This is a genomic window from Occultella aeris (assembly GCF_902703175.1).
Taxonomy (GTDB): domain Bacteria; phylum Actinomycetota; class Actinomycetes; order Actinomycetales; family Beutenbergiaceae; genus Occultella; species Occultella aeris.
In genome coordinates, this window is sequence record NZ_CACRYJ010000015.1 from 1 (window position 1) to 26,436 (window position 26,436).

22 protein-coding genes and 1 pseudogene are annotated in these 26,436 nt (G+C 71.2%); 17 read left to right on the top strand and 6 right to left on the bottom strand.

Features of this window, described 5'->3' with window-relative positions; genetic code table 11:
- Positions 1-1,402 (top strand): extracellular solute-binding protein (locus HALOF300_RS04475; RefSeq protein WP_231955009.1); only part of this gene is annotated, 1,402 nt, incomplete at its 5' end.
- Positions 1,403-1,634: 232 nt separating this feature from the next.
- Here the strand turns inward: HALOF300_RS04475 and HALOF300_RS04480 are convergent.
- On the bottom strand, positions 1,635-2,411 hold the full coding sequence (locus HALOF300_RS04480; protein WP_156739702.1) for a glycerophosphodiester phosphodiesterase: 777 nt from the start codon (positions 2,409-2,411) through the stop codon (positions 1,635-1,637).
- A gap of 87 nt (positions 2,412-2,498) precedes the next feature.
- Entirely contained in the window at positions 2,499-3,740 is a 1,242-nt protein-coding gene (locus HALOF300_RS04485; RefSeq protein ID WP_197522307.1) for a low temperature requirement protein A, read from the bottom strand.
- 144 nt (positions 3,741-3,884) lie between these two features.
- Here HALOF300_RS04485 and HALOF300_RS04490 point away from each other — a divergent pair, with 144 nt between their 5' ends.
- On the top strand, positions 3,885-4,214 hold the full coding sequence (locus tag HALOF300_RS04490; RefSeq protein WP_156739706.1) for a TFIIB-type zinc ribbon-containing protein: 330 nt from the start codon (positions 3,885-3,887) through the stop codon (positions 4,212-4,214).
- Between the two features lie 125 nt (positions 4,215-4,339).
- Here the strand turns inward: HALOF300_RS04490 and HALOF300_RS04495 are convergent, their stop codons facing one another.
- The gene (locus tag HALOF300_RS04495) at positions 4,340-5,419 is read right to left on the bottom strand and encodes an inositol-3-phosphate synthase (protein ID WP_156739708.1); all 1,080 of its coding nucleotides are present in this window, start codon (positions 5,417-5,419) and stop codon (positions 4,340-4,342) included.
- Positions 5,416-6,081, bottom strand: a complete 666-nt coding sequence (locus HALOF300_RS04500; protein ID WP_156739710.1) for a PadR family transcriptional regulator — start codon at positions 6,079-6,081, stop codon at positions 5,416-5,418. The genes HALOF300_RS04495 and HALOF300_RS04500 overlap by 4 nt, the downstream gene beginning before the upstream one ends.
- Before the next feature lie 247 nt (positions 6,082-6,328).
- Here HALOF300_RS04500 and HALOF300_RS04505 point away from each other — a divergent pair, with 247 nt between their 5' ends.
- The 5 genes from HALOF300_RS04505 (at position 6,329) to rplI (ending at position 10,666) form a co-directional block, all read left to right on the top strand.
- Positions 6,329-8,812 (top strand): transglycosylase domain-containing protein, encoded by a 2,484-nt coding sequence (locus tag HALOF300_RS04505; protein ID WP_231955010.1) that lies wholly within the window; start codon positions 6,329-6,331, stop codon positions 8,810-8,812.
- 203 nt (positions 8,813-9,015) lie between these two features.
- Complete coding sequence (gene rpsF, locus HALOF300_RS04510) at positions 9,016-9,306, top strand: 30S ribosomal protein S6 (protein WP_154796426.1); 291 nt, start codon at positions 9,016-9,018, stop codon at positions 9,304-9,306.
- Between the two features lie 34 nt (positions 9,307-9,340).
- Entirely contained in the window at positions 9,341-9,895 is a 555-nt protein-coding gene (locus HALOF300_RS04515) for a single-stranded DNA-binding protein (protein WP_156739713.1), read from the top strand.
- A 61-nt stretch (positions 9,896-9,956) separates the two neighbouring features.
- Positions 9,957-10,202 (top strand): 30S ribosomal protein S18, encoded by a 246-nt coding sequence (rpsR, locus tag HALOF300_RS04520; protein ID WP_133105668.1) that lies wholly within the window; start codon positions 9,957-9,959, stop codon positions 10,200-10,202.
- A gap of 17 nt (positions 10,203-10,219) precedes the next feature.
- Positions 10,220-10,666 carry a 50S ribosomal protein L9 gene (rplI, locus tag HALOF300_RS04525; protein WP_154796424.1) on the top strand — a complete coding sequence of 149 codons (447 nt, stop codon included), beginning with the start codon at positions 10,220-10,222 and terminating at the stop codon, positions 10,664-10,666.
- Positions 10,667-10,785: 119 nt separating this feature from the next.
- Here rplI and HALOF300_RS04530 read toward each other — a convergent pair whose 3' ends face one another.
- A complete protein-coding gene (locus HALOF300_RS04530) occupies positions 10,786-11,103 on the bottom strand; it encodes a PAAR domain-containing protein (RefSeq protein WP_197522308.1) in 318 nt (105 codons plus the stop codon).
- Positions 11,104-11,114: 11 nt separating this feature from the next.
- Positions 11,115-12,440, bottom strand: coding sequence for a COG1470 family protein (locus tag HALOF300_RS04535; RefSeq protein WP_156739715.1), 1,326 nt, complete (start codon positions 12,438-12,440; stop codon positions 11,115-11,117).
- A gap of 189 nt (positions 12,441-12,629) precedes the next feature.
- On the opposite strand from HALOF300_RS04535, the gene HALOF300_RS04540 reads away from it, so the two are divergent.
- The 10 genes and pseudogenes from HALOF300_RS04540 to HALOF300_RS04580 all read left to right on the top strand — a co-directional run.
- Complete coding sequence (locus HALOF300_RS04540; RefSeq protein WP_231955011.1) at positions 12,630-13,232, top strand: response regulator transcription factor; 603 nt, start codon at positions 12,630-12,632, stop codon at positions 13,230-13,232.
- A gap of 165 nt (positions 13,233-13,397) precedes the next feature.
- A complete protein-coding gene (locus HALOF300_RS04545; RefSeq protein WP_156739719.1) occupies positions 13,398-16,661 on the top strand; it encodes a DUF11 domain-containing protein in 3,264 nt (1,087 codons plus the stop codon).
- A gap of 4 nt (positions 16,662-16,665) precedes the next feature.
- Positions 16,666-17,358 (top strand): DUF4255 domain-containing protein, encoded by a 693-nt coding sequence (locus HALOF300_RS04550; protein WP_156739721.1) that lies wholly within the window; start codon positions 16,666-16,668, stop codon positions 17,356-17,358.
- The gene (locus HALOF300_RS04555) at positions 17,355-19,592 is read left to right on the top strand and encodes an AAA family ATPase (RefSeq protein WP_231955012.1); all 2,238 of its coding nucleotides are present in this window, start codon (positions 17,355-17,357) and stop codon (positions 19,590-19,592) included. Before HALOF300_RS04550 ends, HALOF300_RS04555 begins: the two co-directional genes overlap by 4 nt.
- A 199-nt stretch (positions 19,593-19,791) precedes the next feature.
- Positions 19,792-20,538, top strand: coding sequence for an eCIS core domain-containing protein (locus HALOF300_RS04560; RefSeq protein WP_156739723.1), 747 nt, complete (start codon positions 19,792-19,794; stop codon positions 20,536-20,538).
- Positions 20,539-20,775: 237 nt separating this feature from the next.
- On the top strand, positions 20,776-22,224 hold the full coding sequence (locus HALOF300_RS04565; protein ID WP_231955013.1) for a phage tail sheath family protein: 1,449 nt from the start codon (positions 20,776-20,778) through the stop codon (positions 22,222-22,224).
- A 13-nt stretch (positions 22,225-22,237) separates the two neighbouring features.
- Entirely contained in the window at positions 22,238-22,684 is a 447-nt protein-coding gene (locus HALOF300_RS04570; protein WP_156739725.1) for a phage tail protein, read from the top strand.
- Complete coding sequence (locus HALOF300_RS04575) at positions 22,684-23,133, top strand: hypothetical protein (protein ID WP_156739727.1); 450 nt, start codon at positions 22,684-22,686, stop codon at positions 23,131-23,133. Before HALOF300_RS04570 ends, HALOF300_RS04575 begins: the two co-directional genes overlap by 1 nt.
- Entirely contained in the window at positions 23,130-23,288 is a 159-nt protein-coding gene (locus HALOF300_RS26910; protein ID WP_163541680.1) for a DUF6760 family protein, read from the top strand. The genes HALOF300_RS04575 and HALOF300_RS26910 overlap by 4 nt, the downstream gene beginning before the upstream one ends.
- Positions 23,289-25,931: 2,643 nt before the next feature.
- Positions 25,932-26,436, top strand: a pseudogene (locus HALOF300_RS04580) (hypothetical protein); the annotation flags it as partial.

Genomic DNA, 26,436 nt, shown 5'->3' on the forward strand with positions numbered 1-26,436 from the left:
CAAGGAGTACTCCCCCATGCGTTCTCGTAGCGGCCTCATCCTGCCCGAGTCCCTCCGCCAGCCGTCCCGCCGAAGCCTCCTGCAACTGGGTGGGCTCGGTCTCGGGGCCGGGTTCCTCGCGGCCTGCTCCGGTCCGTCCGTCGGCTCAAGCGACGGTGGCGGCAACGCCGAGACGGCTGCGGAGACCGACTGGTCCACGACCGAGCCGGCCGAGCAGATCACGTTCATGTCCCTGCAGCAGGGCACCGAGCTCGAGCAGGAGCTGGTCGCGGAGTTCACCGCCGAGACCGGCATCGTCATCAACCACATCTCCGGCGGCGGCTCGTACGAGGAGCTGGCGCAGAACTTCCGCGCCTCGGCCGGGACGGGCGAGCAGCCGGACGTCGCACAGGCCTCGGACGTGTTCTGGTTCCAGTACCTGACCTCAGGTAACACGATCCCGGTCGACAGGCTGCTGGAGCACCTCGAGGTCGAGGTGGACGACTTCCAGGAGGCGCTCTACGGCGACTACGAGTTCGAGGGCCAGCACTGGGCCGTGCCGTACGGGCGCTCGACGCCGATGTTCTACTACAACAAGGCCGTATGGGAGGCCGCGGGCCTGCCGGACCGGGGCCCCGACACCTGGACCGAGTTCCAGGAGTGGTCGCCGCAGATCCAGTCCGTGCTCCCGGCCGACGGCGCCGCGATGGGCTGGAGTGCCCCCGGGCCGTCCAACACCGCCTGGACCGGGCAGAGCATCATGTGGGCGCACGATGCGGCGTTCTCCCACGAGTGGGCGTGGTCCCTGGACACCGACGAGGCGCTCTGGGTCGGCAACTTCTACCGGGACGCGTTCCACGGCCCGGACGCCTGGTCCAAGGTGGCCGTGGACCCGGCCGCCGAGTTCGCCGCCGGCCTGTACGGCGCGATCACGGGCTCGACCGGTGGCATCGTCTCCTACCGGGAGATGCTGCCCACCCTCGGCGTCGCGTTCATGCCCGGGGGCACCATCCCGGCCGACGCACCCCGCGTGCCGACCGGTGGGAACGGGCTCACGATCTCCGCCCCGACCCCCGAGAAGCAGCTCGCCGGCGGGATGCTCCTGCGCCACCTCACCACCCCTGAGAACTCGGCCCGGTGGGCCGTGTCCACCGGCTACATGCCGACCCGCAAGGCCGCGATCGAGACCGAGACCATGCAGGCGGCGATCGCCGAGGTCCCGGACCGCCAGCTCCCGATCGACCAGCTCGCGATCACGAAGGTCCAGGACTACGCGCGTGCCCTGCTCCCGGGCGGTGACCTGCTCATCTCCGAGCACTTCGAGCGGATCATCCTCAGCGGCGAGGACGCCGAGCCCGTCTTCGCCGACCTCACGAACGAGTTGCAGCGCGCCTTCGAGCAGAACGTCGAACCGCACCTGTGACACCGCTCGTCGTCGCCCACCGCGGGAACTCGTCGGTGGCGCCGGAGAACTCCGTGGCGCCCACTGGCCGAGGTCGACCCGCAGATGACGGTCGACGGCGTCGCTCGCCTCGACGTCGGTTCCGGGGTCGACCCGTCCACCAGGAAGCGCCGGTCCCGCTGCTCGCGGACTCGCCGGCGGGACGACCCAGCCGCAGCCTCGAGATCAGCAAGCCGACTGGCGACGAATCAGGTCAGGCAGTCGCCGGTGCGGCGTCCCGGGCGGCCAGGATCTCGCGCGGGGCGTCGGTGCAGATGGCGTCGGCACCCATCGCGGCAACCTCCATGGCGCGCCGCGGGTCGTTGACGGTCCATACCCACGCCTCCATCCCGGCCGCGTGGATGCCCTCGATGATCTCCGGCGTGAGGTTCTGTTCGTAGATCGAGATCCCGGGCGCGTTCACGCTCCTGCCGAACTCGACGGCGTCGGTCCAGTCCCGCGCGATCCGCTCCAGGGCGGCGGCCTGCTCGGGAGTGACCTGGTCGCGGTATCGCTCCAGCATCGCCTCGGCGTTCTCCTTCGTCCCGATCGTGAGCGGGTACACCTGCGCACCGGTCCGCTCGTGGATCTGCGTGAGGGCGTCCCAGTGCCCGGACGACGCGAACCAGTCGAGGTCGGGGAACGCCTGGACGGCCTCGAGCACACCGTCCACCGCCTCGGGGTCCTTGATCTCGATATTGACGCGCATCTTCCCGGTGACCAGGGCGAGAACTTCGTCCAGGGTCGGCACGTATTCACCCTGACCCGCATCCACCTGGTGCAATTCCCCCGACGTCCGGTCCTTCACCGGACCGGTGGCGTTCGTGGTGCGGTCGAGAGTGTCGTCGTGAATGACGACGATGCGGCCGTCCTTCGCCTTGTAGCAATCGAGTTCGATTCCCTCGGCGCCGTATTCGAGCGCCTTCGCGAACGCGGCCAGAGTATTCTCCGGCAGTTCGATCGACGCGCCGCGGTGTGCATAGACGTGCATGATGCTCCTGACCAGGTGGAATGGTTGACGCGAGCACCCTATTGGACGCTGCTGAACCGGCGGTGGCAGGCAGGTGAACGCCGTTCCTCACCGATCCGATGCCGGTTCCGGGGCTGACCCGGCCGGCTCGCCCGTGCCGGCCAGGTCCCAACAGATGACGCCGAGGAGGACCGCGTTGGAGATCCAGTTGATCGCGAGTGGCGCGAGCACCGCGTGCGCGGCGTACAGCACTGCGAGGGCCGCCACTCCCGCGAGGTGCGGGCGTGACCATGCCCGGCCGGTAGCGCGGCGGAACAGCACGTTGCCGATCAGGAAGATCGCCGCGGCACCACAGATCAGGCCGGCCGTCCACGGATCGGCGTGCCCGACGTCGTCGTGCCCCGTCGGGTGCAGCAAAACCAGCTCGTCCGCGACGGCGGTACCCACGATGCCGAGGACCATCAGCAGGGGCACGTAGGTGTAACCGGTCTGCGCGATCATCCCGGTCCGCTCGGAGCCTGCGAAGAAAGCCGTGGCCCGGCCCTCCGCGCGGTCGAAGTAGAGCAGCCACATGAGCACCGTGCTCGCGAAGGCCGCGAGGAACGCGGCGACGGTGACCGGGGTGAGCTCCAGTTCCGCGAACGCCGAGCCGGTGATGATGATCGACTCGCCGAGCGTGATGATCATGAACAGCCCGACCCGCTCGGCCATGTGCTCGCCACGCACGGTCCAGGTGGCAGGGTCCGTCGCGCCAAGCACCGGCACCCGGAACATCGCCCGCGGTCCGCAGTAGTCGATCACGACCGCCAGTGCCCACAGGGCCAGCTGCAGCCGGTCGTCGCCGACCAGGGCGCCGGCGATCCAGAAGATCCCGGACACGGCCAGCCAGATCGTGATCCGCGCGAAGTTGACCGCGTTGACGGGCCAGTGACGGGCCAGCGCGTAGACCGTGAACAGTGAGCGGCCCACCTGGATCGTCACGAACGTGACCGCGAACAGCAGCGCCTTGGGCCCGAACGCCTCGGGGATCGCGCCGGACATCACCAGGCCGAACAGCATCATCGTGATGAGCAGGGCCCGCACCGGGAGCCGCTCGGGGTCGAGCCAGTTGGTCACCCAGGTGGTGTCGATCCACATGTACCAGACGGCGGCCGCGAGGATCAGGGTGTGCGCGAGGGTGGTCAGGTCCGGGTGGGTGATGAGTGAGTGCGAGAGCTGGGTCACCGCGAAGACGAACACCAGGTCGAAGAACAGCTCGATGTATCCGACCCGGTTCGAGTCGTGCCCCTGGCCGCGCCGTAGCACGTTGGTACGCATGCCCCACGCGCCCCGGGTGAAGGGTCCGTCCATGGCCTGCATCCTGCCACCCGTCCGCGTCGCGCGACGGCGAGGGCTCACCGACCGAAGGTGGCCCGAAGATGGCCCGGACTCCCCGGCGGGAACCTGTTGGCCGCGGCGCTCGTTGGACCACGGAGGCAAGATGAGGAGACCGAGATGAAATGCCCGAACGACGAGGCGACGCTCGTGATGAGTGACCGTGCCGGTGTCGAGATCGATTACTGCCCCGAGTGCCGCGGGATCTGGCTGGACCGGGGTGAGCTCGACAAGATCCTCGACCGGGCGGCCGCGGAACTCCCGGCGGGACCGTCGACGCCCGCGGCCCCATGGGGTCAAGGGTCCAGGCCCGAGCCGTTCCCGGCCCCACGGCTGGACCCGATTCCGCCGCGCCCCGGGTACGACGGCTACCAGGAGCCCTACCGCGAGGACCGCCGTCGGCCGCGCAAGCGTCGGGAGCACTGGCTGTCGGAGCTGTTCGACGACTGATCGCCAGTGGGCTCCGTGCGCGGCGACGTGGACATCACATCAGGCGGCCCGGCGGGCGCACGTGCGAACGCCCACCGCCGGAGGGCTGCGGCGGTGGGCGTTCGGGTGGGGCGTGGGGCGCCGGGTCAGCGCTCGATCTCGCCTCGGATGAAGGCCTCCACCTTCCCCCGGGCGGTCTCGTCGTCGTACTGCTCCGGCGGGGATTTCATGAAATAGCTCGCGGCAGACAGGATCGGGCCGCCGATGCCGCGATCCTTGGCGATCTTCGCGGCCCGGAGCGCGTCGATGATGATGCCGGCCGAGTTGGGAGAGTCCCAGACCTCCAGCTTGTACTCGAGGTTCAGGGGCACCTCGCCGAACGCCCGGCCTTCGAGGCGCACGTACGCCCACTTGCGGTCGTCGAGCCACTGGATGTAGTCCGAGGGGCCGATGTGCACGTTCCGGGCGCCGAGGTCGTGATCCACGTTGGACGTGACGGCCTGGGTCTTGGAGATCTTCTTCGACTCGAGCCGGTCCCGCTCCAGCATGTTCTTGAAGTCCATGTTGCCGCCGACGTTGAGCTGGTACGTGCGGTCCAGGACGACGCCGCGGTCCTGGAACAGCTTCGCCATCACCCGGTGGGTGATGGTCGCACCGACCTGGGACTTGATGTCGTCGCCGATGATCGGCACCCCGGCGGCGGTGAACTTGTCCGCCCACTCCTTGGTGCCCGCGATGAAGACCGGCAGCGCGTTCACGAAGGCCACGCCGGCATCGATCGCAGCCTGGGCGTAGAACTTGGCGGCGTCCTCCGACCCGACCGGCAGGTAGCAGATCAGCACGTCCGCGCCGGACTCGCGCAGCGCAGCGACCACGTCCACGGGCTGCGCGCCGGACTCCTCGATGGTCTCGCGGTAGTACTTGCCGAGGCCGTCGAGGGTGTGCCCGCGCTGTACCGGGACGTCCAGCGGCGGCACGTCGCAGATCTTGATGGTGTTGTTCTCGCTCGCTCCGATCGCCTCGGAGAGGTCGAAGCCGACCTTCTTCGCGTCGACGTCGAACGCGGCGACGAACTCGATATCGCGGACGTGGTACGGACCGAACTCGACGTGCATGAGGCCCGGCACGCTGGCGGACGGGTCCGCACCGGCGTAGAAGTGCACGCCCTGGACGAGGGAGGCGGCGCAGTTCCCGACGCCGGCGATGGCCACGCGGATGGTGCTCATCCTTGCTCCTTGCTGTGGGTGGTTGAAGTCGTGGTGAGTGGTTCGGCGCCGGGCTGTCCGGGCCGGGTGGGCGGTGGGCCGGTGGCGTCCGACGGCGTGGGCGCGGTCGGTGCGTCCGGGTGCCGTTCGGCGTGGATGAGGTCCTCGAGCCAGCGGACCTCACGCTCGATCTGGTCGAGGCCGTGCTGCTGCAGAGCCAGGGTGTAGCGGTCCCGGCGCTCGCGGCTGCGTTGGGCGTGCTGACGCATCACCTCGTGCCGCTCGACCATGCGCATCCGGCGCCCCTCGAGAATGCGCAGCCGGGTCTCGGCGTCCGTGTCGGAGAACAGGCTGAACCGGACATCGAAGGTCTCGTCATCCCAGGCGGCGGGCTCGGCCCGGGCGAGCGAGTGGCCCAACCGGTCCCGCCCGGAGTCGGTCAGCTCGTAGACGATCCGGGTTCGCTTGCCGGCCAGGGCGTGCGGTAGCGCCGCCGTGTCGACGGGTTGGATCCAACCCCCGGTCTGCAGCGCGCGCAGGCACGGATAGAGCGACCCGTAGGACAACGCCCGGAACATCCCGAGCGTGGCGTTGAGGCGCTTGCGCAACTCGTATCCGTGCAGCGGTGAACCACGCAGTTGGCCGAGGATGGCCAGCTCCAGCACCTCACCACGTGACGCCACATACACCTCCGATGTATCGAATTGATACATCGAATCCAAGCTCGGCGTCAAGGGACCCGAGTGGTGCCAGGGCCATGGGCGGGTCCTCGGCGTCGGCTGTGGCGGCGGTCACCGGCGAGGGGCGGATCCTGTGTGGGGCCGGTGAAACTGGCCTGGATCCGGCGTTCTCCCAGACTTCGGACGCATACTGGGAGGCGCTTGTGCCCGCCGGATGGGTACCGGCGTGACCCATCAGAGAGGTTCGAACGTGGCAGAAGGACGACGTCCCGGCGCTCCAGACCCCCGCGACCCGGCGACGCCGCCGACCCGTCGGAGCGTGCGTGGCCGCCAGGGATCCAGCCCCGCCGAACCCGCCGCGACCTCCTCGAGCGGCAAGCGGCCGCCCGTGATCCCGCCGGCCTCCGGTGCCGGCTCCGGAGCCCAGTGGAAGAAGACCGCCACGGCGCGCCCGGAGCAGACCACGAGAAGGACCACGACCACGAGGAGCGCCGCTGCGCCGTCGGGCCGTTCCGCGAATGGCAGCCGGAAGGCCGCGGCCAAGAAGGGCTACAAGGGCCGCCCGTACCAGCAGCCCCGCCGGTTCTGGAACTACCCGCGCCCGAACAAGGGCCCCATCCACCGCTGGCTGCCGAGCTGGCGGTTCGTGCTCGGCACGTTTGTGACGTTCCTCCTGCTCGGCGTCGGTCTGTTCGTGTACGCCTACCAGATGACCGACGTGCCCGAGCCGGAGGATGTCGCACTGGCCGAGGGCAGCACCGTCTACTTCGCGGACGGGACCACGCCGATGGGCACCTTCGCCGAGGTGAACCGGGAGATCATCGACGATCCCTCCGCGCTGCCGGACCACGTCGGCCAGGCCATCGTCGCCTCCGAGGATCGGCGCTTCTACTCCAACGCAGGGGTGGACCCGATCGGGATCGCCCGGGCACTGTGGAACAACCTCCGCGGCAACCCGACCCAGGGCGGCTCGACCCTGACCCAGCAGTACGTCGAGCGGTACTACACCGGTCAGACCTCGAGCTACGCGGACAAGTTCCGGGAGGCGATCCTCGCGATCAAGATCGACCGTGAGCAGAGCAAGGACGAGATCCTCGGCAACTACATGAACACGATCTACTTCGGCCGGGGTGCCTATGGGATCGAGCGAGCCGCGCAGGAGTACTTCGGTCACTCCGCCGCAGAACTGACCCTGTCCGAGTCCGCGCTGATCGCCGGGATCATCCCGTCGCCGTCCAACTGGGACCCGGCCGTCAGTCCGGAGCAGGCGGAGGTGCGCTGGAACCGGACGCTCGACTACATGGTCGACGGCGGCTTCATCACCGAGGCCGAGCGCAACGCCCAGGAGTTCCCGGCCACGATCGAGCCGACCCGCACCGACACCTACGCCGGACCCACCGGGTACCTGCTGGAGATGATCCGGGCCGAACTGCTCGAAGCCGGCCTGACCGCGGACCAGATCGACGGCGGTGGCCTGGACATCGTGTCCACGATCGATCCCGAGCTGCAGCAGGCGGCCATCACGGCCTCGCAGAACGTGCCCGAGGACACCCCCGAGGGGGTCCGGGTGGCGCTGACCTCGATCGACAACGAGACGGGCGCGATCGTCGCGCTCTACGGCGGCGCGGACTATCTGACCATCCAGCGCAACGCGGCAACCCAGGACGTGGCCCAGGGTGGCTCGACCTTCAAGGTGTTCGGCCTCATCGCCGCCCTCGAGAGCGGCGTCTCACTGGAGGAGCGGTATGCCAGCTACTCGCCGATGGACGTCGACGGTTACGAGGTGCGCAACTTCGACCGGGTCAACCGCGGCAACATCGACCTGGTCGAGGCCACCGAGAACTCGGTCAACACCGTCTACGTGCAGTTGAACTCGGACGTCGGCCCCGACCGGCTTGTCGACGTCGCGCACCGGCTGGGTATCCCGGAGGAGACCGTGATCGACCCGGTGCCAGCCAACGTGCTCGGCCCGGCGGCAGCGCACCCGGCGGACATGGCCGAGGCCTACTCCACGATCGCCTCCGGCGGCGTGCATCGGGACCGTTTCATCGTCGCCTCCGCAGCGACCGGTGACGGTCAGGTCCTCTACACCGGCGGGTCGGAGGGCGAGCAGGAGTTCGAGGCGGACGTGATCGCGGACGCGACCTACGCCATGCAGCAGGTCGTGGACAGCGGCACCGGGGAGACCGCCAGCGAGATCGGTCGCCCCGCGGCAGGCAAGACAGGCAGCTCGAACGACTACAGGTCCGCCTGGTTCGTCGGCTTCGTCCCCCAGATCACCACCTCCGTGGCCATGTACCAGGTCGGCGAGAACGGTGAGGAGGTCTCGATGGTGGACGGGTTCGGTGGCGTCAGTCCGATCTCCGGCGGGTCGTTCCCCACCGACATCTGGACCGAGTACATGACCACGGCGGTCGCGGACCTGCCGGTCGAGGAGTTCCCGGAACGCACCGAGCCGGAGCGGCCGACCTGGCAGCCGACCCAGGAGCCGACCACGCCGGAGCCGACCGAGGAGCCGACCACGCAGGAGCCCACGCAGGAGCCGACCACGCCGGAGCCGACCGAGACGCCGACCGAGGAGCCCACGGAGGAACCGACCACCGAGGAGCCGACCGAGACGCCGACCGAGGAGCCCACGGACGAACCGACCGATCCGACCGACCCCCCGGCGGACGGCACCGGGCTGCCCGGTTGGGGTGACCTGTTCACGCCGCCGGGCCGCACCGACCCCTGATCCCGCCCTGGCGGCACCGTGACGTTGTCCACACCTGCGACCGCGCGTCGGTCGGGGTCGTGACGGTCCGGTAGGCTGGTCGGGTATTCCCCCTCGTCCGCAGCCATGGTCATCCATGTGTTCGGGCGGACCCGGGGAGCACGCAGCACCCTCCTGTCACGGAGAGACCGTGACCGTAAAGTCCGAAGGAGGTGGGTTCAAGCATGCGTCAATACGAACTGATGGTGATCCTCGACCCCGAGATCGACGAGCGCACCGTTGCTCCGTCCCTGGACAAGTTCCTGGGCGTCATCACCACTGGTGGTGGCAGTGTCGACAAGATCGACATCTGGGGCAAGCGCCGCCTGGCTTTCGAGATCGCGAAGCGGTCCGAGGGCATCTACGCCGTGGTGAATCTGACCGCGACCTCCGAGCTCGCTCAGGAGCTCGATCGTCAGCTCGGGCTCAACGAGTCCGTGCTTCGCACCAAGCTCATCCGTCCCGACGCGCACTGAGCGCGACTGACCGCCAACCGAAGAAGGAGCGTTCATGGCAGGCGACACCGTCATCACAGTGATCGGAAACCTCACGGCCGACCCCGAGCTGCGGTTCACGCCGTCCGGTGCGGCCGTGGCGAACTTCACGATCGCCTCGACCCCCCGCCAGTTCGACCGCCAGTCGAACGAGTGGAAGGACGGCGACACCCTGTTCATGCGCTGCTCCATCTGGCGTGAGGCCGCGGAGAACGTCGCGGAGTCCCTCACCAAGGGGATGCGCGTCGTCGCTCAGGGCCGGCTCGTCCAGCGCTCCTACGAGACCCGCGAGGGCGAGAAGCGCACGGTCGTCGAGCTTCAGGTCGACGAGGTCGGCCCGTCGCTGCGGTACGCCAGTGCCAAGGTCACCCGCACCCAGCGTGGTGGCGGCGGTGGCGGCGGCAACTTCGGTGGCGGTGGCGGCGGTTTCCAGGGCGGCGGCGGTGGCGGTGGCTACAGCGGCAACAGCGGCGGTGGCAACGGCGGCGGTACCAGCGGCGGCGGCAACGCTCCCGCGGACGACCCGTGGGCAACGGGCGGCTCGAGCTTCGGCGACGAGCCCCCTTTCTAGATCATCATCTGATCGCGCGCGGCCCACGGGCCTGACGCGCGAGTAGCGAAGGAGTACCACCATGGCGAAGCGTGAGTCGCGCAAGCCCATCATCAAGAAGAAGGCGAACCCCCTCAAGGCCGTCAAGCTCGAGGGGCCGATCGACTACAAGGACACCGTGCTGCTGCGGAAGTTCATCTCGGACCGCGGCAAGATCCGTGCGCGCCGCGTGACCGGTGTCAACGTCCAGCAGCAGCGTGAGATCGCCCGGGCCGTGAAGAACGCCCGTGAGATGGCTCTGCTGCCCTACTCGAGCTCTGCTCGCTGAGGCTGGAGGAGCACACCATGAAGCTCATTCTCACCCACGAGGTCACCGGCCTCGGCACTCCCGGCGACGTGATCGAGGTCAAGGACGGGTACGCCCGCAACTTCCTCCTCCCGCGTGGCCTGGCCACCGGCTGGACCAAGGGCGCCCAGAAGCAGATCGACCAGATCCAGGCGGCTCGGCGCAAGCGCGAGATCTCGACCATCGAGGACGCCCGTTCGGTTCGTGACTCGCTGCAGTCCAAGCCCGTGGTCGTGAAGGTCCGCGCCGGCAAGGGCGACCGGCTCTTCGGTGCGGTCACCACCACGGACATCACCGAGGCCATCGCGGCCGCCGGTGGTCCGTCCGTGGACCGCCGCAAGGTCGAGATCGGCAACCCGATCAAGTCCCTCGGCACCCACTCCGTCAAGGTCCGTCTGCACACGGACGTCTCCGCGACGGTGGACATCCAGGTCGTCCCGGCCTGACGTAGTACCCAGCAGTACCCGCGAGGGCCCGGCGTTGCGACGCCGGGCCCTCGCGTGTTCCACCACGCCCGACGGCGGAGGGTCCCGTTGGTGAGGCGGGTCGAGTCGGCGCAGGGTGCTCAGCCGCCGATGATGACGGTGGGGCAGCCGGGCCCGGGGGCGATGGGTTGTCCGTGCATGGTCAGGTCGCCCAGCCGAGCGGCTGGGAAGTTCCCGATCATCACGGTGACCGAGCCCATGGCAATCCCGTTCGGGGCCGGCGAGACGCAGGCGACCCCGCCGGGAATGTTGTTCGCCACGGCCGCGGGCATCCCTCCGATGAGCACCGTCGGGACCGTGGCCGCGGGCGTGATCGGGCCGCCCACATGCGGCTTCGGCCCGTCGAACAGGGAGCAGAGTGCCACGTCGCCGGCGCGCAGCGCGGGTCCCATGGGCATGGCGCCGCCGCCTAGGGTGTGGCCGGCGGCGCGGGCGTGGCGTTCGTGCCGCCGATCAGGACCGCCGTGTCGCAGGTCGTCGGCGGATCGACGGCGGGCGGCGCCCCCACCTGACTGCACGTGACCGTGACATCCAGGGTTTCGCCGTCGGCCACCACGAGCGGGGACTGGAAGTGGAAGTCGACCGTGCGGAAGTTCTCCAGGGCGAGGTCGAACACGATCGTCTCCCCGTGCCGCACGACCACCCGGCCGAAGTCGCCCTGTGGGTTCGAGAACACCCAGTCGGTGACCCGGAGCGTGGTGTTCTCCGGCACGGTGTGCGAGGTCGTGGCCGTGGCGCCCTGCCCGGTGTCCACCTGGAGGCGCAGGCTCGCCGGGACCACGATCTCGGAGCCGCCGAGAATGTTCGTCACCGCCTCCTCGACCTCGACGACGCGCTCCTCGGCAGCGGCGGCGGAGTTCCCGGCCGTCTCCGCTGCGGTCTGCGCGCCGGCGGCGGCCTCCTGAGCCTGTGCCGCTGCCTGCTGGGCCTGCTCGGCCGCCTCGACGGCCTCCTGGCGCTCCTCGGCGACGGCGGCCTGCGCGGCGGACTCGATGGTCGGGCGCAGCACCGTGAACCAGAGCAGCGCCAGCAGGGCGAGCAGCGCAAGCAGGGCGAGCAGGGCCTTGAAGAACCACTTCGGCAGCATCGCCGTCTGCACGTGTGAGCCGTCCAGGGCCACCGGGCTGGTCGCATCCGCGGCGGCGGACACCACGAACGGGTGGGTCACGTCCGGGCCACGCCAGAACGACTTCACCGGCTTGACGTGCACCTTCGCGAAGGCGGCCTGACCCGGCTCTACGACCAGCTGCGGCGGCTGGATCCTGAACACGAGCTGGGACTTGTCGTCGGTGCCGGCCAGGTTCACCGTGACCGGTACGTTTCCGCGGTTGTCGACGGCGACCTGGTGCGTCGCACCGCGACGCCCGTGTGAGGAGCGGGGCACGAGCTCTGCGGTCGTGTCCAGGTACGGCAGTACCTCGACGACCCCCTCGGGGATCACGGCCTCCTCGGGGTGCTCCATCGGCACCACGCGCACGCCGAAGTCGAAGGAACCGGCAGGGACCGTTCCGTCCTTCGGTGGCCGGAACGTGATGGAGGCCGTGGTGGAGGTGTCCGGGTAGAGGCCGTCGATCTGGGCCGGCTCGACGGTCGCCCAGGCGCCGGGGGTGCCGAGCACCTCGATCCGGTAGCCCTCCACGATCGTGCCGGTGTTGCGGATGCTCAGCGGCACCACGGCCTCAGAGCCGGCGGCCAGCCGCAGGCTCGTGGAGTCGAGTTTCGCCAAGGTCGTCATGGCCTCGACCGTATTCCCGCGCGGTCCTCCCGGGCCGCCCGGGAGGCGGGCCATGCGGGCAACGCTGCTGCCCGGTGAGTCAGCGTTGATTGCACGATCAGTGCGCTGAGCACACTGGTACTCGAGCACTCGGTATCAGAGATCGGGTGGGGGATGGGACAACTGGACATGGAACGCGTAGAAGTGTGGGTGAGTGCCCGCGACCCGATCTCGGAGGCGGGCGTGGTCAGTGCGCTCCGGCCACGACCCGAGGTTCGGGTCCTTCGGTCGGATGAGGCGGATGAGGCGCGGGTGGTCGTGGTCGTCACGGATTCGGTCGATGAGGATGCGCTCCGGACGATCCGGGTGGTGCATCGCCGGGGACTGAGCAGGCCGGTCCTGGTGGCCGGCACCCTGGACGGCTCGGACGTGGTCACGTCGGTGGAGGCCGGGGCCGTCGGTCTGGTGCGTCGCAGCGAGGCGACGCCGGACCGGCTGGTGCAGGTGATCACCGGCGCCGCTGTCGGGGAGGGCAGCGTGCCGCCGGATCTGCTCGGGCGGCTGCTCGACCAGGTGGGGACGCTGCAGCGGCAGGTGCTGCGTCCCCGGGGGCTGACCTTCACCGGTCTGGCGACCCGGGAGATCGAGGTGCTGCGGTTGATCGCGGACGGTCTGGACACGGCCGAGATCGCCCAGCACCTGGCCTACTCCGAACGCACCGTGAAGAACGTGCTGCACGACGTCACGACGCGGCTCCAGTTACGGAACCGGTCGCACGCCGTCGCGTATGCGCTGCGTGAAGGCCTGATCTAGGCGGGACCCGGTGGGCGCGGACGCCTGCCCGATCGGGCAGGCACCGGTGCGCGCGGGGCGGGCCCGGTGCCGCTGACGTGGGCGCTCCGATTGGGCACCGTGGGGTTCGATGCGGCGATCGGCCTGTCCCCCGAGTAGGACGAGCCGGATTCAGGAAAGAGGGACATGGCACGGACGTTGGCGGTGACTGCGGCGCTGGGGCTGCTCGCCCCGGCCGCGGTCGCCGGCGTGCCGATGCCGCCGGTCACGGCGGAACTGCCGGCCCCGGACGCGGTCGCGACGCGGGTCGCGTTCACGCAGGGGCCCGGGGGGCTCGTGGAGGCCGCTTACAGCATCGGTTCGGCCGGCGGGGTCGAGTATCTCGCCGGCCCCGACGTGGAACCCGTCCCCGGGTCCGAAGGCGATCGCGAACTCTCGACGACGTTCACGGTGAGCTCCGCCGCGACGTCCGCCTCCTCCTGGGTGGGCACCACGGAGTCCACGGTCGGGGACGTGTACGTGCGGTACGACCAGGGCGACCCGATCCGGATCACCTGCGACGACGCGCGAGTCTCCCACCCCGTTGTCTCGCCGGACGGCATCCGGGTCGCGTACGCCACCAGAAGCGACGACGAGACCTGGCGCATCGATATCGCCACGATCGGGGATCCGCCCTGCACCGGCGGGATCGTCGATACCGTGCCTCGCGGCCCTGGCGACGACGTGTGGCCGACCTGGTTGCCGGTGGGCTTCGGGTTCTCCTGGGATCTCGCGTTCTCCTCGACACGGGAGGACCCGCTCGGGGATCTCTACATCGTGAACACTGCGGAGATCGACGCGGAGCCGATCCGGATCACCGACGATCCCGGCGCGGACGTGCAGCCCAGCGCGACCGAGGTGACGTGGGCCGGGCAGACACAGGTTCCGGTCCTCGCATTCGGGACCACCCGCTACCGTCCCGACGGGTCGATCGCCCTGATCTACCTCGTCGGGTCGCCCGAGATGTGGGAGGACTCCGTCGAGGATCCCTGGGCGAACTCGGAACTGACGGCCCCACAGGGCAGCGAGCCGGTCACCGTGGAGACGGAGGGAGGCTTCCAGGGCGGTGAGGCGGTCCTGACCTTCACCAGCGCCGAGTACGACCCGTACGGTGACGTCTTCGCGACCGAGCTCTCGATCGACGTCTTCGAGTTCGAAGACTTCGAGGCGTCCGCCGGTGAGTCCTACCCCGTGTTCGCCACACCCGGTGTCGCCGAGTCCCACGCCGCCTGGATCGACCCGCCGTCCGGGTTTCCCGACCAGGGTGAGATCGACACGATCCTGCGAGCAACCGCCGGGCCCGTCCCGGACGATGTCGGGGACGTCGAGGCGGCCACCGGAGAGAGAGCGCGGGTGTTCCCAGGCTCCACGGAGCAGGATGACGGCGCCGCCGCCTACTCGCCGGACGGTGCCTGGCTCGTGTTCAGCAGCGAGGTCGTCACCGAGGACGAGCAGGTGGGCCGCCGCCTGATGCTCGCCGCCGCCGACGGCAGCGCCGTCGCCCCGCTCGGCTACGCCTGGGACCCCGGCACCGGTGAAGGGTCCGGACTGCCTGCCGTGGACGTCAACCCCGCCTGGTCCCCGGACGGGACCCGGATCGCGTTCGAGCGCCGTTACGCGGGCGAGGGGGTCACCGAGCAGATCATGACGGCGCAGTTCGTGACGGACGGCTCCGTGGGCGAGACCGTGCAGATCACCGATCCCTTCGACGACGGCAACTTCGCCGAGCCCAGCTGGGCACCGGACGGCCGCACTCTTGCGGTAACCGGCTGGACGGACTTCTCGACCGCGGCCGTGGGCGGGATCGACCAGCAACTCACCCTGATCGACCTCTCCGATCCCGGGTCGCCGGTCCTGACTCCGATCAGTCATCTCGCCGAGGACTGCGAAGGAACCGGGTGCTTCCCGGTGCCTGTCGCCGGACGCTCCCCGGCGTGGTCCCCGGACGGCACCGTCATCGCGCTCGCCGATGCGAACCTTCCCTCGTTCGGCATGTCCGAGGACGCCTTCGACCTTCGCGGCGGGATCGGCCTGATCGCGCTCAACCCGGACGACCGGACCGGGCCGGTCTCGACGGTCACTCCGCTCGTCGGGTTCGGGCCCGGCGAGGTTGCGACGCCGAGCCGGGCGCTCCTATCGGCGGCGACGGATCCGGCGTGGTCGCCGGACGGGTCCCAAATCTACCTCGCAGGGCAACCGGCGGGTCTTGCGAACGACTGGGGCATCTATGCCATCGCCCCCGATGGCACCGGACTGCGCGTCGTCACCCAGGAGTCCGGGCCCGAGACCGAACCCACCGTCCAGCCGGACGTGGACCTGTCCCTGACGATGACCGCCAGCCCCAACGTGGTCCCGGTCGGTGGCGCCAGCGAGCTCACTCTCACGGTCCGCAACGAGGGGCAGCGCCCGGTGGCCACCTACCGGGTGCTGTTGGAAGTACCGGCGGAGCTGCAGTTCGGGGAGCCGCCACCGGGCTGCACCCTCGATGACCTGGTCTTCACGTGTCTGCCCACCGAGCCGCTCGGCCCGCTCGGCGTGAGCATCCTGACCATCACCGTCCTGGGCCGGGTGCCGGGCACGAACCCGGAGGTCACCGCCGTGGTCCTGCCCGGTGGGCCCGACCGGGACGTCGACAACAACTCCGTCGCGACCACGATCAACATCTCGGGCGTGCCTGGTACGACGGACGGCCAGGTGGACCTGGCCGTCACGCTCACCCTGAGCACCCCGACGGCGTGGGTCGGCGGCCAGAGCGTGCTCGCCACCTACACGGTCACCAACTCCGGAACCGCGCCCGTGACGGAGGCGACGGTCACGACCGGCTACCCGGCCGCCGTCGCCCCATCGGTCTCGGGGGTGCCGTCGGCGACGCCGCCACCGATCGCCGACCCTGCGGCGGTGGCCTGCCTGACCGGGGCCGGGGTGTGTACCGTCGGCCCGCTCGCGCCGGGCGAGTCCGCAGTGCTGGTCGCAGGCCTGCTCCCGACCGGGCCGGCGCAGCCCGGGGAGGTCACCGCGGCCGTCGCGGTGGGGCCGGGCGCAGGCGCCGGTGTGGACGTCGACCCGACGAACGACGCCGCGCGCGCCGTCGTCACGGTCCTCCAGCCGGAGATCCGGCTGCTGCCGTCGGTGGCCCGCCCTGGCGACGCGGTCCTGGCCTACGGCGAGAACTTCCCACCCGGGCAGGCGGTGATGCTGACCTGGAGCCAGGGCATCACGGTCAATCCGGGGCCGTATGTGGTCAGTGCGGAGGGCCGGCTGGTCGTCCCGCTGGTGCTCGTCTCCCGTGATCTGCTCGGGGAGCGGGACGTCATCGCGATTTCCTTGGCCGGCGCGTTCGGTGAGGTCCGCGGCCCCCTGCTGGTGGTCCCCAGGTCCATCCAGGCACCCAACTTCCTCGGCAGGAGCTGACTCGATGATCACCGAGGTGGACGCCGCCCTCCGGGCAATGGTGCGTGCGGCGCTTGGCGGCGCCGAGGCGGACGTGGTCCTCGACGCGCCGACGACCGAGTGGGCCGCGCGGCGCAACGCCCCGACCGTCAACCTCTACCTCTACGACCTGCGCGAGGACCTGCGCCGGCGGACCCGGGGAACCATCGAGACGCGGACGCCGGACGGGGTCACCCGCTCCCACCCGCCGCGGTACTTCCGCATGTCCTACCTCGTCACGGCGTGGACGCAACGGCCCGAGGACGAGCACCGGCTGCTCGAGGTGGTGCTCGCCCATCTCGTCCAGCACGAGGTCCTCCCGGACCATGACCTGGTGCTTCCGCCGGGCGCGGACCCGCTCGTGCAGCTGCTCGTCGGGCTGCCGCCCCCGGAGGACCGTGGCTTCGCCGATGTGTGGAGCGCGCTCGGCGGGGAGCTGAAGCCGTCGATCGACGTGGTCGTGGTGGCGCCGCTCGCGGTGCGGCCGGGCCCGGCGACCGGCCCGCCCGTGCGCGAACCGCTGGTCCTCGATGCACGGGACGTGGTGCCCGACGGCGGAGCGGACGTCGGGCGGCGCAAGCACAGTCCGCCGCCGCGCACCGAGGTGACCGCGCCTGCCGGCGCGGAGGAACCGTCGGCTCCGGCGTCGCCGAAGGCCCGCGCGCGGCGGCGCCGGTGACGACGACCCAGGACCCGGCCCGGGTCGAGCCGTCGCAGGCCGAGCGCCTGACGACCGATCCTGAGCGGACTCCGGCGGTGGGACGGGTCGCGCCGGGCAGGAGAGCCGGGGAGGAGCCGAGCATCACGCATCTGCTCGGGCGCCTCGGCGTGATCGAGGAGCGGATCCGTGGCCTCGTCGCCGAGCGGCGGGCCCATGACCCGCAGCCCGATGATCCCTTCCGAGGCCTCTACCTCAGCGACGAGGCGGTCGAGACGATCCTCGAGCGCCGCCCGGAACCACCGGTCCAGACCAGGGCGTCCGCGCGCCTGACGGAGTGCGAGCGCGCGGCGGACGCCGCGCTGCGGTCCGGAGCACGGCTGCGGCTGCGGGAGGTCGCGGACCGGTTCGGTCTCGACGCGCTCGACGTCGACCTGCTCCTGCTCGCGCTGGCCGCCGACGTCGATCCCCGGTTCGGGCAGCTCTTCGGCTACCTCAACGATGACGTGACCCGGCGGCGGCCGACCGTCGCGACGGCGCTGACACTGTGTGGCCGGCCGCTCGGCTCGGGCGCGGCCCGGGCCCATCTCGTGCACGGTCCGCTGATCACCGGGCGCCTGGTGCGGGTGGACGACGCCGACCAGCCGCTGCCGGTACGGACCCTGCGGATACCGGACCGGGTGGCCGCTCATCTGCTCGGCGACGACAACCCGGACCCGGCACTTGCCGGTGCCCTGGTGCCGGCCTCGGACGCCGTGTGGGGCGACGTGGCCCCGCTGGCCCGCGCGCTCGACGCCGGGGTTGACCTCATCCACGTGCGCGAGGCGGCCACCGGTTCGGGCCGGCTGCTCGCCATCGGTGCGCTCCGTGCGCTCGGTCGGGACGCCGTCGTGCTCGACCTGCAGCACTTGGCCGCGGGGGCGGAGCCGGCCGAACTCGTGGACCTGGCGGTGCGGGAGGCGATGCTCGGTGGGGCGGGCCTGGTGGCCGGTCCCGTGGAGGCGCTCGGCGAGGCGCCCGCGGCGCGAACCGGACTTGCCGGCCTTGCCGGATGCCCCGGTCTGCCGGTGCTCCTCGTCGGTGCCGCCCCGTGGGATCCGGCATGGGCGCCCCGGACGCCGCTGCTGGTCGACGCGCCGGCCAGCACGGACGCCGAACGGGCCCGGCTCTGGGCGCTCGCCCTCTCCGAACCGGGTACCCCGGGCACCGACGGGGCACCCCCGAGCGCGGGCGAGGGGGAGCCGGACGACGGCGCGCCGTTCGACGCACAGACGCTGGATGTCGCGGCGGCCACCTCGCAGTACCGCCTGAACCCCGAACAGGTGGTCCGGGCCGCGCGGGCGGCCCAGGTCCAGGCGCGGCTCGACGGCGGCCGGATCGCGGCCGAGCACCTGCGCCGCGGTGCCCGGGCGGAGAACGGCACCGCCCTGGACCGGCTGGCCCGCCGGATCGAACCGGCCGTCGGCTGGGAGGACCTGGTGCTCCCGCCGGCCACGCTGACCGGTCTGCGGGAGCTGAGCCTGCGCGCGCGGCACCGCGAACGTGTGCTCGGCGACTGGCGGATGCGACCCGGCGGTGGCCGCGGGCACGGTGTGGCCGCCTTGTTCGCCGGGGACTCCGGCACCGGGAAGACGATGTCCGCGGAGGTCGTCGCCGGGGACCTCGGCCTGGAGCTGTACGTCGTGGACCTGGCCACCGTGGTGGACAAGTACATCGGCGAGACGGAGAAGAACCTCGAGCGGATCTTCGCCGGTGCGGCCCGGATGAACGCCGTGCTGCTCTTCGACGAGGCGGACGCCGTCTTCGGCAAGCGCTCCGAGGTCAAGGACGCCCACGACCGGTACGCGAACGTCGAGAGCGCCTACCTGCTCCAGCGCATCGAGAGCTTCGACGGTCTGCTCATCCTGACCACGAACCTGCGCGCCAACATCGACGACGCGTTCACCCGACGGCTCGACGTGCTGGTGGACTTCCCGCTCCCCGACCCCGGCCACCGGCTCGCGCTCTGGGACCGCTGCCTCGGCACCGTGGTGCCCCGGTCGAGTGACCTCGACCTCGAGTTCTGCGCGGACGCGTTCGCGCTCGCGGGCGGGGCGATCCGCTCCTCGGCGGTCACCGCCGCCTACCTCGCCGCCGCCGACGGCGCCCCGCTGGGGATGGGCCACCTCGTCACGGCCGTGCAGCGTGAGTACCGCAAGATGGGGCGCCTCAGCCTGCCCGCCGAGTTCGGCAGGTACTGGGATCTCATCGGTTGACCGGGCCGCGCCCGGCGTGCGCTCGGGACCCGGTGCCCCAGCGGGCCGCCGACGGCGCTGAGGGACCCGGCCGGGCTGCCCGGACGGTCCCCTCGCGGTGCCCGATCGGGCGCACCGGCGAGCATGTGCCGCAGGGCCGGGAGGTGGCAGCATCGCTGTCCACCGACCCGGGACTCCGCGTGAAGAAGAGGGGTGTGTGATGCACAGCCACGACCACGCCGACGAGATCGGCCCGGTCCGGCCGGGCTCGACCAGGCGCACCAGTGACGATTCCGGCGCGTCCGCGGGGTCCGCGCGACCCGGCCGGCCGGACCTGCTCGGTTCCGTGGGGCTCCTCCGCCTGCAGCGCGCGATCGGCAACGCGGGCGTGTCCGAGCTGGTCGAGCAGGAGCGGTCCCCGGTCCTCGACGTGGTCGGGTCGGGTGGCGGGAGCGCCCTCGATGACGGCGTCCGCACCGACATGGAGGCGCGCCTCGGGCAGGACTTCAGCGACGTCCGGGTACACACCGACGGGGCCGCCAGCGACTCGCCCGCTGCCGTCAACGCGCACGCCTACACGGTCGGCTCGAACGTGGTGTTCCAGCGGGACCGGTACGACCCGGGCTCCCAGGCCGGACGCACGATGCTCGCGCACGAACTCACCCACGTGGTGCAGCAGCGCAACGGTCCGGTGGACGGCACGTCCACCGGTGACGGGGTGCGTGTCAGCGACCCGTCCGACCGGTTCGAGCGGGAGGCGGCGGCGAATGCGGAACGGGTCATGTCCGGACCGGCGCCGGTGCAGCGAGAGGGCGCCGAGGAGGAGGAGCTCCAGGGGGCGTTCGTGCAGCGCGAGGCCGAGGAGGAGGAGCTCCAAGGGGCGTTCGTGCAGCGCGAGGCCGAGGAGGAGGAGCTCCAAGGAGCCTTCGTGCAGCGCGAAGCGGACCAGGACCAGCTCGAGGCGTGAGCCGCGGGTGCCCGTTCGCGCACCCGCTGCTTCCCGACTGCTCGTCCGCGCGGACACTGTGCCCGCCCCCGGTGCCCGGCAGGCTGGCCTTTCCACCATCGAAGCGCCCGAGGAGGCGACATGCCGACGTATCTCTCGCCAGGCGTATATGTCGAGGAGGTTGAGGCTGGGTCACGACCGATCGAAGGGGTCGGTACCTCAGTCGCAGCATTCGTCGGCCTGGCTGCGAAGGGCCCGGTGAACGAGCCGACGCTCGTATCCAACTGGACCCAGTTCTCCGAGACCTTCGGGGACTTCATCTCCGGGTCGTACCTGGCCCACTCCGTGTACGGGTACTTCCTGAACGGCGGCGGCAACTGCTACGTCGTCCGGATCGGCGCGAACGGTGCCGACGGCGCCAAGTCGGGTCGGTCGCGGGCGCCGAAGGCGCTGCCCGCAGGGCCGGCCAACGCCCAGATCGGCGGCTACCGCGTGGTGGCCAAGGATGACGCGCCGAAGGGCAAGAAGGTCAGCGTCGAGGTCGCCGACGCCGGCGGGGAGAACCCGCCGGACGACCAGTTCAAGCTGGTCATCAACGTCGAGGGCAAGGAGACGGAGACCTTCGACAACGTCACGACCAAGCGCGGTGCGGACAACGTCGCGACGAAGGTGAACCAGCACTCCAAGCTCATCACGATCGAGGAGGTGGCCTCCGGTAGCGCACTCGCCAAGCCGGACAAGGGCACTGCTGCCCTCGTCGCCCCCGAGCCCGAGCCGGAGCCGCCGTCGACCACCGACCTCGGCGCCGATGACTACATCGGTGACGCTGCCGACCGCACCGGGTTCAGCGGCCTCGAGGCCATCGACGAGGTGACCATCGTGGCCGTCCCGGACCTTGTCGCCGCGCTGGAGCAGGAGGCCATCGACCTGGAGACGTTCCAGGCGGTGCAGCTGGCGATGATCGCCCACTGCGAGCTGATGGGCGACCGGATGGCGATCCTGGACCCACCACCGAACCTCAACGCGCAGCAGGTCAAGGACTGGCGGGTCGGTGGCGCCGGCTACGACTCCAAGTACGCGGCGCTGTACTGGCCGTACGTCAAGATCTTCGACCCAGGTGACGGTTCGACCAGGTTCGTGCCGCCGTCGGGCCACATGGCCGGCATCTGGGCCCGCAGCGACGGTGAACGTGGCGTGCACAAGGCCCCGGCGAACGAGGTCGTGCGCGGTGCCATCACCCTGCAGACGCAGATCACGAAGGCCGAGCACGACCTGCTCAACCCGGTCGGCGTGAACGCGATTCGGACCTTCCCGGGCCGGGGCGTACGGGTCTGGGGTGCGCGGACGCTCTCCTCCGACCCGGCGTGGCGCTACATCAACGTGCGGCGGCTCTTCAACTACCTGGAGGAGTCGATCCTCGGTGGCACCCAATGGGTGGTCTTCGAGCCGAACGACCGAGCCCTCTGGGCCCGGATCCGGCGCACGATCTCGGCGTTCCTGGTGAACGAGTGGCGCAAGGGCGCCCTGTTCGGCAGCACCCCCGACGAGGCGTACTTCGTCAAGTGTGACGACGAGACGAACCCGGCGGAGGGCATCGATGCCGGCCAGGTCGTCTGCCAGATCGGGATCGCGCCGGTGAAGCCGGCCGAGTTCGTGATCTTCCAGCTGTCGCAGTTCTCCGGCGGCACATCACTCGTGAGCGAATAGAAGGAGCCGAACAATGCCACTCGCAGACCCACTCGACTCGTCCTCCGCCTACGCCTTCAGGGTCACCATCGACGGCATCGAGATCCCCAAGGTGATCGAGGTCGGCGGCCTGAAGTCCGAGGTGGACAAGATCGAGATGAAACAGCAGATGAAGGACGGCAAGTACGTCGTCCGTCAGATGGTCGGCCGTCCCAAGCCGGGGGAGTTCACCGTCACCCGGGGCCTTACCGACTCCAAGACGATCAGCGACTGGCTGAAGACCGTGATGCAGGGCGACATGGCCGGGTCACGCAAGACCGCCGCGGTCGAGCTGCTCGACTACCAGGACGGGCTGCTCATGACCTATAACTTCACCAACTGCTGGGTCCGGAGCCTCGAGGTGACCTCCCTCAAGGCCGGAGCCACGGAGCAGGCGACCGAGAAGGCCACCGTCTGCTACGACGAGGTCGCGATCGCCTGATGCAGCGCACACACGCGACGTCGGCGCCGGCCGATCCGGACCAGGAGGCCCTCCAGCCTGCTGCTCCGGATCGCTCGGCGCTGCGCACCGAGTTCGACTTCGAGTTGCCACGCGGTTTCATGGACGGCGACGGAACGGTGCATCGTCGGGGCACGATGCGCCTCGCGACGGCGCGTGATGAGCTCCTGCCGCTCTATGACGCGCGGGTGCAGGAGAACCCGGCGTTCACCACGGTGGTGCTGCTGGGCCGGGTGATCACCTCGCTCGGCACCCTCGGGGTCGTCAATGCGAACGTGGTCGAGAACATGTTCGCCTCCGACGTGGCGTTCCTGCAGGACTTCTACCGGCGGATCAACGCCGAGGGGCACACCCGGGCGGCGGTCACCTGTCCGTCGTGTTCGCACCGGTTCACCCTCGACCTCTCGGGTGGCCGCCTGGGGGAATCGTGACGTACGCGGCCGATCGCATCTACCAGGAGGTCGCGTACGTCGCCTACCACTTCCACTGGTCCCGTGACGAGATCCTCGATCTGGAGCACCCGCAACGGCTGCGCTTCGTGTCCGAGATCGCGGACATCAACCGGCGTCTCTCCGAGGACAGGTGAGCCATGCGATGGCCCTGGCAACGAGCGAAGGAGAAGGCAGCACCGGCATCGCCAGCTGCGCCGTCCCCCTCGCCCGGGCCGGCCAGCGAGGCGGCAGCTGAGCCCGGGCCGGCAGGGTGGGCGTTCCTCCCGCCGCTGCAGCGCACCATCGAGCCGGTCCAGCTGGTGCACGGCCCGACGGCGTTCCAGCACTCCCTGAGTTCCTGGTCGTCGCCGGCGTTCACGGGGCCGATGACCCACCTCGTGGACGCGTCCGCACCGTCGGGGCTCGTCGACGGCGATCGCCGTGGTCTTGGGACCACCGGCGTGCCGACGCAACGCGGCGAAGCCCGGGAACTCCCGTTGCTGCCGCCGCCACCGCCCTCGCCGCGCGTCCAGCGGGCCGCCCTCGGCGCCGCGGGCGCGCTGACCCGCGCCGGCGCGGACGTGCGCGGACTGCCGGTGTCCCGCCCCTCCGTCGTTCCCGATACGCCCGCCCCGGTCGATCCAGGGCCGGAGCACGGGCTCCGCGATGACGGCGCCAGTGACCCGGCGGGGCCCGCAGCCGGACCCGAGGAGCCCGAGCCGGTCGCCGACGACCCGGTCGGGTATACCGAAGGGAATGCCACGTTCGTGCCGATCGTCGCCGAGCCACAGCAGCCGTCGAGCCACGAGGGGATCGGTGCCGCGGGCACGCCCCTGCAGCGGACCGGCCCGACGGCGCCCGCGCCGCTCGCGCGATCGGCGTCGGAGGGGGTGCCCCCGCGCCTCGGGCTCGGTGCACCGCTGCCGACGGCGGACGCGCGGGACGCCGTCGTCGCGTCTTCGGCTCCGGTCGGGCCGACCGCCGGGCCCACTCCGGCCACGTCACCGGGCGCGGGGCCATCGCCGGTGACCGCGCCGCTGGCCCCGCAGGCCGACGCGGCCCGGGCCTTGAGCCCATCGACCGTGGTAGGGCCCACCGCCGCCCGGGCCTCGACTGGCTCGTCGCCGGCGACTGCGGCTGGCCTCGGGCCGACGCCGGGAACGCTCAGGCCGCCACCGGGTGCTGCCGCGGGGGCGCCGATCGTGGGTTCTGCCGGTCCCGCCGCCCGTCCCGGTCCCGCCGGCCTTCCCGACTCGGCCACTGTTGCCGGTCCGGCCGCGGCGCTGCTGCCACTTCAACGGTCCACATCGACAGGTGCGGCGTCGCCCGGGTCGGCCTCCGGGTTCAGCCCGGCATCGCCTGCGGACGCGGTGTCGTCGCCGGCGTCTGCGGGTGTCCTCGGGCCGACGCCGGGAACGCTCGGGCCGCCACCGGGTGGTGCCGCGGGCGGACCGATCGTGGGCTCTGCCGGTCCCGCCGCATCTCCCGGTCCAGCCACGGCGCCGTTGCCACTCCAACGGTCCACATCGACAGGTGAAGCGGTGACCGGGACACCGAGTCCGGGGCCGACAGGTGCATCGATCCGCGTCGAGTCGAGTGAGTCAGGCGCGGAGCAAGTGGGTTCGGCGGCCCGCGGCGAACCAACGTCGGCCGTGACACCGGGCATCGTCGCCCTGCCGACGGAGGTCCCCATCGTGGGCAGCGTCGGTCCCGAGCCGCGTGCGGTGGATCCGCCGATCGTCCCCTCGGTCGATCCACCGCACGCCCCCTTGCTGCTCGCGCAGTCGGCGGTGCCGGAAGCGCCGGGGACGTTGCCGGGCGCGCTGGGAGGCGTAGGCTCCCGAGCTGACGAATCCGAGGGTCGGAAGGCGCGCGGGGGCGTGGCGAATGCGGCCGTACAGCGGATCGCCGCGGGTTCGGATGCCACGTCGGCGCAGAGTGCGGAAGCCACGGCCACGACGGGCGTCGAGCCGACAGTTGGCGCCGGGCCGACAGTTGGCGCCAGGCCGACAGTTGGCGCCGGGCCGACAGCGGTCGACCGGTCCGGGACCCCTGTCGGGTCCGACCCTGCGGCGGAGCGATCGACGCTCGCGCCGCTGCAGCGCGTGGCCGACAAGTGGAACCGGACCCCGGCCGCAGCCGGGGCCGCTGCACCGCCGCAGGGAGACCGGGTGCCGGACTCCGTCGCGCAGCAGCAACACCCGCTGGTCCAGCGGTCGGCCGGATCACCGGACTCCGCAGCCTCGGAGGACCAGCACCGCGCGTCACCGGTCCACCCGACCGGTCCCGACGGGGTCACGGACACTCGAACGGGCGCGGACCCGGCCTCGGCGCCGGCTACCCCCCGCACGGCGCATCCGTCCGGCGAGGAATCGAGCGACGGCACCCGCTCGGATGCGGCGGTACTCGGCGACCCGAGCAGCGTCGCCACCGACACCGGGATCCTCGCGCAGCGGGCCATGGCCGGTTCGGTCGCGACGGATACGGCTCCTGCGGACCCCCCGCCGGGCTCGATCGCCATCCCCGGTCCGGCTGGGCCGAGGATGGAGTTCCCCGTCGCGTCGGTCGGTGGGGCGGCGGTCGTCGCCGGTGCCGCGTCCCAACAGACGTCGGTGGGTGCCCGGTCGCCGGTGGGTGCACAGGCGTCGGCTGGTACCCAATCGTCGGCGGGGACGTCTGCGCCGGTACGGACCATAGTGTCGGCGGGAGCGCCCGGGTCGGTGCCCCCGGTGGTCGCCCGGGCTGTCGCCTCCGGCACGGTCCGCTCCGGTGCGCCGGCGGGCGGGACGGTCCTGGCCATGCCGAGCCCCGCAGCGCCACCGCGGCCGATCGGCCTGATCGGGGACAGCGGTCGCGGTCCGTTGGCCATGCTCACCCGGACCGCAGCCGACGGCATGGCAGCCTCCGGTCCACAGGCTCCCGGCCAGGCTCAGGCTCCCGGCGGCCGGGTAGCTACGACGCCCGTCGTACCGGACTGGGATCCGGCGTCAGAGGACTGGGCGTCGCCCACCCCGGTCGGCGGTACGGTCGTGTCCCGGACCGCGGTCGGCGCTGAGGAGCTCCCGGTCGCACGGGCGGTCGGCAGCGACGGGATCGAGACCGGCGTCGCGCCGACCCGACCACCCAGCCGTCCGTCCCCGCGGGCCCGGTCCAACTTCCTCGGCGGCCACCGCGGTCGTGGCACGGCCCCCGCCGCGAGCGCGCCGGACGACGGCTCCGACGCTACCCAGCCCGCGGCGATGCCGCTGAACCAGCCCGCGGCCCAACCCGGCCCGCCGTCGACCGCCACCCCCGCGGCGAACC